The 5,242-nt window shown below is 68.2% G+C and carries 6 protein-coding genes and 2 pseudogenes; 2 read left to right on the top strand and 6 right to left on the bottom strand.

Annotated features, from left to right (window positions below; genetic code table 11):
* Positions 1-112: 112 nt before the first annotated feature.
* Entirely contained in the window at positions 113-1,015 is a 903-nt protein-coding gene (locus ACIOHC_RS43760; protein ID WP_365694832.1) for an IS982 family transposase, read from the bottom strand.
* A 70-nt stretch (positions 1,016-1,085) separates the two neighbouring features.
* Here ACIOHC_RS43760 and ACIOHC_RS43755 point away from each other — a divergent pair, with 70 nt between their 5' ends.
* Positions 1,086-1,475, top strand: a complete 390-nt coding sequence (locus tag ACIOHC_RS43755) for a hypothetical protein (RefSeq protein WP_059420476.1) — start codon at positions 1,086-1,088, stop codon at positions 1,473-1,475.
* A gap of 131 nt (positions 1,476-1,606) precedes the next feature.
* Positions 1,607-2,082: pseudogene (locus tag ACIOHC_RS43750) on the top strand (IS5 family transposase); the annotation flags it as partial.
* Here ACIOHC_RS43750 and ACIOHC_RS43745 read toward each other — a convergent pair.
* The 5 genes and pseudogenes from ACIOHC_RS43745 to ACIOHC_RS43725 all read right to left on the bottom strand — a co-directional run.
* The gene (locus ACIOHC_RS43745) at positions 2,078-3,043 is read right to left on the bottom strand and encodes a hypothetical protein (RefSeq protein WP_401847027.1); all 966 of its coding nucleotides are present in this window, start codon (positions 3,041-3,043) and stop codon (positions 2,078-2,080) included. The pseudogene ACIOHC_RS43750 and the gene ACIOHC_RS43745 overlap by 5 nt on opposite strands.
* A gap of 152 nt (positions 3,044-3,195) precedes the next feature.
* Positions 3,196-3,525: a helix-turn-helix domain-containing protein gene (locus ACIOHC_RS43740; RefSeq protein ID WP_401847024.1), complete on the bottom strand. Its 330-nt coding sequence runs from the start codon at positions 3,523-3,525 to the stop codon at positions 3,196-3,198.
* A 124-nt stretch (positions 3,526-3,649) separates the two neighbouring features.
* Complete coding sequence (locus ACIOHC_RS43735) at positions 3,650-4,195, bottom strand: GNAT family N-acetyltransferase (RefSeq protein ID WP_401847021.1); 546 nt, start codon at positions 4,193-4,195, stop codon at positions 3,650-3,652.
* 41 nt (positions 4,196-4,236) lie between these two features.
* Positions 4,237-4,683, bottom strand: a complete 447-nt coding sequence (locus ACIOHC_RS43730) for a hypothetical protein (protein ID WP_401847018.1) — start codon at positions 4,681-4,683, stop codon at positions 4,237-4,239.
* An 88-nt stretch (positions 4,684-4,771) separates the two neighbouring features.
* Positions 4,772-4,969: pseudogene (locus ACIOHC_RS43725) on the bottom strand (hypothetical protein); the annotation flags it as partial.
* Between the last annotated feature and the right edge of the window lie 273 nt (positions 4,970-5,242).

Below are 5,242 nucleotides of genomic sequence, written 5' to 3'. Positions count from 1 at the left end.
AGCTGCAGATACTCCTCGCGATCTGGACCGGCGCCTGCCCCACCTGTCACCGCAACATGCCAGACCCCGCACCAACATGACCAAGCACTACTAGATGATCTATTCCAAGGGGTCAGTGATCGTAGGCGATCAGTGAGCGTAGAACGGTTTGTCCGGTGGCGTCGTTGTGCCAGATCGCGGCGGTCAGCGCGAGGATGCGTTGCATGACGCCTCTGGGCGTGCGCCCCCGGTGCCGTTCGAGGTCAAGCTGCCCCTTGAAGGTCTCGTTGATCGATTCGATGACCTGTCGCAGCGGCTTGAACAGGGCTGCGCCAGGCCGTTCCCGTTCTCCTTGACGGGCAGGCCGCAGCAACTGAAGTCCATGCTCGGACAGTTCGCGTTCGAAACCACGGCCGAAGTAGTTCTTGTCGCCGATGAGAGTCTGTCGAGGGCGCTCTCGCAGAAGCTCGCATTCGGCTGCCAGGAGGTCAAGGAGGGTCTCGCGTTCGTCGGCCTTGGCCCCGGTCAGGGCGAAGGCGATGGGCAGGCCCTGAAGGGTGCAGACCAGGTGCAGGCGCAGGCCCCAGAAGAAGCGGCTGTGGCTGGCGCAGTAGCCGTATTCGGCCCAACCTGCCAGGTCGGAGCGTTTGACGGTCTCGCGGGAGCGGCCGCATTTCATTGGGGTGGAGTCCACGACCCATACGTCGTCGCTCCACACCGAGGTGGTGGTGGCCAGGATCGGGTTGACGCTTCGCATCAGACCGGCGGCCTTGCGCAGCCGCTTGTTGTAGCCGGGCTGCTGGGGCAGGTAGGGGAAGAGGTGGCGCAGGTGGGCACGGGCATCGCGGAGCCATTTGGCCTCGGAGGTGTAGCCGAGTATGGCCTGCATCGTGGCGAGGGTGACCAGTTCGGCATCGCTCAGGCGGGGCGTAATGCCGACCGGCGGGCGCCACGGCGCCAGGTCGGGATGCTCCTTCAGCATGTCGTCGGTCGTCGCATAGAGTGCTGTCGCGAGGGTGTCCACGTCGTTCGTCACAAAACGATCTTGGACACCCTCGTTCTCGTCTCCGCAGGCACCCCTTGGAGCACACCACCAGGAGGAACCAGTGTCATACCCGCAACTGCTCACCCCCGAGGAGAAGCTCGCCGACGCGAAGAAGCTGTTGAGCCTCCCGCGTATCGTCGTGATCTGCGGCTCCACCCGCTTCATGACCGAGATGACCGAGGCCGATCTGCGGGAGACCAAAGCCGGAAAGATTGTCGTCAAACCGGGCTGTGACATGAAGTCGCCGCACGAACTTTGGTCCGACCCTGTCGAGGCCGAGGCGCTGAAGGTTCGACTCGACGATCTGCACCGGGCGAAGATCCGGCTCGCTGATGAGGTGCTCGTAGTCGGCGACTACATCGGAGACAGCACCCGAGCCGAAATCGCCTACGCCCGGTCGCTGGGCAAGCCCGTGCGGTTCACGCACCCCGAAGTCGACCCTGACGCCTGACCGCCCACTGCCACCTCGACAACCAGGGCCGGCAGCCCGCCGCCTGACCGTCTCGCGGTGGCTTCGGCCGCCGCCCACCCCACACCCTCCGCAGGCATCCCTTGGAATTGATCATCTAGTAGTGCTTGGTCATGTGCGGTCTGCGATGGCGTGTCTTCTATCATGGTCGGGTGATACGTCGCCATGAACTTTCGTACGCCGAGTGGGAGTTCGTCCGGCCGCTGCTGCCCCCGTCGCTGCGGGGGCGGAAGCGGTTGGACGACCGCACCGTGCTCAACGGCATCGTGTGGAAGTTCCGCACCGGGGTGGCCTGGCGGGACGTGCCTGAGCGGTACGGCCCGTGGGCCACGCTGCACACCCGATTTCGCCGGTGGGCCCTGGACGGCACGTTCGAGCGGATGCTCCAGGCCGCCCAGGCGAAAGCGGACGCGGCCGGAGGCATCGACTGGCTCGTGTCGGTCGACTCCACGGCCGTCCGGGCCCACCAGCACGCCGCCGGGGCCCGAAAAGGTGCCTCCGCAGCCCTGCGCTCGGACGCTCCCGGGGCGGCCTGACCAGCAGGACCCACCTGGCCTGCGACACCCTGGGACGTCCGCTCGCCTTCACTGGACGTGCCCGGGGTCCAGTGGCTGGATGACGCCGTGCTCCTGCTGGCCGACCCGGATGCGACTGGTGGGGTTCTTGAAGATCGTGCCGTTGTTCTTCGCCCGGGTGAACAGCGACCGCAGGGCGATCAGGGTGTGCTTGCGCTGCGAGCCGTGAACGGTGCTCAGGTGGCTGAGGATGTCGTCGCGGGCGACCTCGCGCAGGTGGTCGTAGCGGCTGGACCATTCCAGCAGCACGGGCCGGATTCGGTTGAGGTAGCCCCAGACCGTGTGCACGTCCCGGGGGTGCGAGCGAGGGCCGCCGTCGTGCAGGAGCCGGGCCCACGCCTCGACGTCGCGGCGGATACCGGCCGCGAGGCCGTCGGACTTGCGCTCCAGCCACTGGTCGAACGACGAGGGCCGGTCGTCGTGGAAGATGCCGACGTGGTCGAGCACCTCCGCGGTGCGTTCGACGCTGAGCCCCCGTGATCGCAGGGCCGGGAACAGCTCGGAGTACCGGAGGACTTCGCCCGCCATGTGGCCGGACAGGACGATGGCCAAGGCCCGGTCGACGTCGAGGCGGACTCGGCGGGGCCAGCCGTGGGCCTCGCCGAGACGGTGCGCGACATGCCGGGCCCAGGCCAGCCAGGGGTTGTCCAGTCGCGCGTGCTTCCGGCGGTCGAACCGGGTGAAGTCGGTGAAGTCGGTGAAGTCGGTGAAGTCACGGTGGGCCTCGAACAGCGGTGGCTGGCGCCAGCCGGAAGCCGGCGGCGGCACCGGGGCGGGGTCGGGAGTCCGCGGGCGTCCCCGGCGCCTCCCGTTCCTGCCGATGGGAGGGCCGGGCTGCCGTGGGCGGTGCAGGTTGATGAGGAACAGCTGGTGGTACCGCACCTTCTCCAAGTAGGGCTGCAGCACGGTGACTTCGCCCTTGGCTTCCTTCGCCTGGTGCCAGCACAGGCGGCAGTAGCCCTTCTTCAACCGCACCGTCCGGCGGCAGCCGCCACATTCGGAGGGTTCGTCGTTGCGGCGGAAGCCCTGGCACGCACTGCACGCGCGGCCGGGCAGTACGCCCCAGCCGAAGCAGTCTGGGCAGCTGGTCGGCCGCCTTCACTTCCCCGCCGGCAGGACGTAGGCCATCACATCGGCGGGAGCGAGCGCCCGTCCCGGCGGCGGGGCACAACCGAGGGCCCCGTCGCTGCAACGGCCGTCTGTTGGACGGTCTCCTCGCCGGGCCGGGTGACCTTGTCCGGTTCGGGGATCAGCAGGTCGCCGATCTCGCAGCCGAGCACGAGCACGACGCAGATGACGTCCAGGTCCTCCAGCTTGAGGGAGACCGGCTGGCCGGACCACAGCCCGGACATCTTCCCGGCCGAGATCACCAATCCATGCTCGGCCAGGCTTCGTTGGAGTTCGGACGCCTTCCAAATACCCTTGTTCGCGGCCGTCAGCCGCAGGTTCCACCTCATCGGATCAGCCCTTCCAGCCGCTTCGCGGCCCGCTCGGTCCCGGCGGCCCAGGCGTCCTCGACCCGGGTCTGCTGCACGTGTAATGGTGGAGTCGGGTATTGGAACTCTTGGAATACCCCCGCAATCAGAGGGGATCGAGGAGCATCAGGACCTCGTCCCGGGTGTCGACAGGCGAGAGGCGGAGAGCTCCGGGCCAGCGACCGACCTCGCGCCATCCGAGTCGGCTGTAGAAGTCCTCCAGTCCCTCGCTTCCGCGGGCCGCGAGATGTATCTGTTCGAGGCCCAGCTCGTCACGGGCGATCTTCCGCAGCTCACGCATGAGGGCGGAGCCGACACCGCGCCCGCGATAGTCGGGGTGGGTTTGAAGGTGGTTGACCGTGCCCCAGTGCCCGACGAGCCGGTAGGGATCGCGGTTGAGGACGACCCATCCAGCAAGAATGCCGTCGCATCTGGCGGTGATGAGTCGGCTGTGTTGTGGGTGGAGACGGCCGAGGAGCTTGTCCGTGACCGGTGCGACCTCGTCGTCCCAGACCGGCGGGAACGGGAACCCGGCGGCACCGCCCGAGTTGGTGACCGCGATCCAGCAGTCGATCAGCTGGCGTCGGAGTTCGGGCGGGGCCTCGTGGGCGTTGGCGACCTGGGCGAGGTCGGGCATGGTGTCGCGCGTCATGAGACGGAGCATGTCAGCGGGGTCTGACATCGGTGCATGAGTCAGGTTGTCGAGGTCCGTCGGCTGACCTCGGCCGCATAGGCACCCCGGTCTCCGGCGGCGGCTCGCTGCCATTTGACGGCGACGGTGATGTCGATGCCGAGGGTGCGGGCGAGGACCGCGGCGGGCAGCTCGGTGGCGAACCGGAACAGCGCGGTTGAGCGGGCCTCCGCGAGCCGGATGCCGAGTTTGCGGAGTCGTTCGCCCATGGCCCAGGCACTGATCGGGCGGCCGGGCTGGCCTCCGGGGAATAGCCAGGTCGGGTCTGTCCGGGCGAGGACGGCATGGCTGCGGCGACCCTCGACCTGTTGGAGGGCCAGTTCTGCGACGGGTGCGGGAAGCTCGACCGGGACAGCGCCGAGGCGGATGCAGACGGCTCCGCCTGTCTCCTCGATGTGGTCGGCGGTGAGCCGGGAGATCGCGGCGGGCCATTGGGCATAGAGGAGCAACAGCGGCGCTCCAGCACGGTGCGGAACCCTCCAAGGCCACAGCTGGCGGAAAACTGCTGAAGGAGGGACGCTTCGACTCCTTCGCGAGTCAGACCTCGATGTACGCGACGACCACGATTGTGCGCAACGCGGTAACCCAGTACAGGGGGCGTACGCGCTCGACTTCGTCGGTGTACTGGCGCAGCCGGGGGCCGGCGGAGTCGCCGGGCAGTGCCTCGCCGACGTCGGGGTCGACGGAGACGACGACCAGGGCGCGGTCCAGGGCGTGGATCTCGGCCTTGCTGGTGAACGCCCGCCGAGCCTGTCTTCATTCGTTCGATTGGCGACATCTTCGGATCGTGCCGCACGGGTGGGCGGCACCCCCGTATGGCGCGGAGGGCACTCCCTGAGCCGTGGTCTCCGGGACCACCTCGTACGGTGGTGTGCTGATCCCTAGGCGGTGCGCTCGTCCTGGCTGCAAGCGGCCCCGGCCGTGACGGCCCGTTCGGCCGCTGGGACGACGATGCCCAGCTGTCCGGGGCGGACGGGGCCGACGCGGATGACCATGTCCCGCACGCCC

This window comes from Streptomyces sp. NPDC088252 (assembly GCF_044740965.1).
Classification (GTDB): domain Bacteria; phylum Actinomycetota; class Actinomycetes; order Streptomycetales; family Streptomycetaceae; genus Streptomyces.
Note: the sequence above shows the minus strand (reverse complement) of the source record. Positions and strands in the feature narration are given on the sequence as shown.